This window comes from Microbacterium sp. ZOR0019 (assembly GCF_000800925.1).
GTDB classification, from domain to species: domain Bacteria; phylum Actinomycetota; class Actinomycetes; order Actinomycetales; family Microbacteriaceae; genus Microbacterium; species Microbacterium aurugineum.
In genome coordinates this window covers 1-1,100 of record NZ_JRKC01000113.1, presented here as the reverse complement: position 1 = coordinate 1,100, position 1,100 = coordinate 1, and the positions used below count along the sequence as shown (strand labels likewise).

The following is a 1,100-nucleotide window of genomic DNA, read 5'->3' as shown; positions in this document are numbered from 1 at the left end:
CTGCCCCGCACGGGCGAGTGGCGGCTCGATCCCCGCATCCCCGCCGATGAGCAGACGGGGCCGGCGGTCTACGCGCGCAACGATCTCGATCGGGGCCACTTGGTGCGGCGGCGCGACCCGGGCTGGGGCGAACTCTCCGAGGCGAGGTCGGCGGCGGAGGCGACCTTCTTCTATCCCAACGCCGCACCCCAGGCGGCGGCGTTCAACCAGTCCAAGGAGCTCTGGCTCGGCCTCGAGGATCACGTGCTCGCCTACGCCGAGACCACAGACCAGCGCGTGTCGGTCTTCACCGCGCCGATCCTCGCCGACGATGACCCGCCCTACCGGGGTGTCCGGATTCCGCGCCGCTTCTGGAAGATCGCCGCATGGCGCAGCGGAGACGAGCTCACTGCGGCCGGCTTCGTGCTCGATCAGTCCGCACTGGTCGACACCCGTGAGACGACACTCGTCGTCCCACCGCTGGCGGCGTTCCGCACGTTCCAGGTGCCCGTGTCCGACATCGCCGCCCTGACCGGGCTCGACCTCGGGCCACTGCTCGCCTCCGACGCGCTCGTGTCGCCAGGAGCACGGGAGGCCGGATGGCGAGCCCTCGACACGGCCGGTGACATCGTGCTCTGACCACCGCCGTCTGCGCCTGAGACAATGACGGGGTGTTCTCCGAGTCGCGCCTGCCCCACGGAGCTGCACTGTGGCGTTCTCGTGGCAGCGTGGGTGGCGGGCCTATCCCCGCAGACGGCTGCGTCGACCTGATCCTGCGGGACGGTTGCATCTCCGTCGCCGGGCCCTCCACGCGGTGGATCACGGCCGGCGGCGACGGGGCCGGCGACTCGTTCGGCTTCCGCCTCCCTCCCGGACGCGCCGGGCACCTGCTCGGCCTCGACCTCGCGGAGATCGCCGACCAGCTCGTTCCTCTCGAAGACGTCGCCTCTCGGGGGCATGCCCGACGACTGCGCGCGGCGATGGTGCCGTTCGCCGACGGCGCGCGCTCGACGGGCGCGGTGTCCTCACTCGCGGGAGACGCGGCGGAATCGAGCCGCTGGTCCGCCGACGTGCATCGTTCCGCGGCGACCGGCGAGTCGGCGGCCCGCGCAGCCGCGGCG

At 72.5% G+C, this 1,100-nt stretch carries 2 protein-coding genes; both read left to right on the top strand.

Annotated elements, in window-relative coordinates; genetic code table 11:
* A partial coding sequence (locus L978_RS18100) for a DNA/RNA non-specific endonuclease (protein WP_047524879.1) occupies positions 1-618 on the top strand: 618 nt, incomplete at its 5' end.
* 32 nt (positions 619-650) lie between these two features.
* Positions 651-1,100 (top strand): hypothetical protein (locus L978_RS18470; RefSeq protein ID WP_231555102.1); only part of this gene is annotated, 450 nt, incomplete at its 3' end.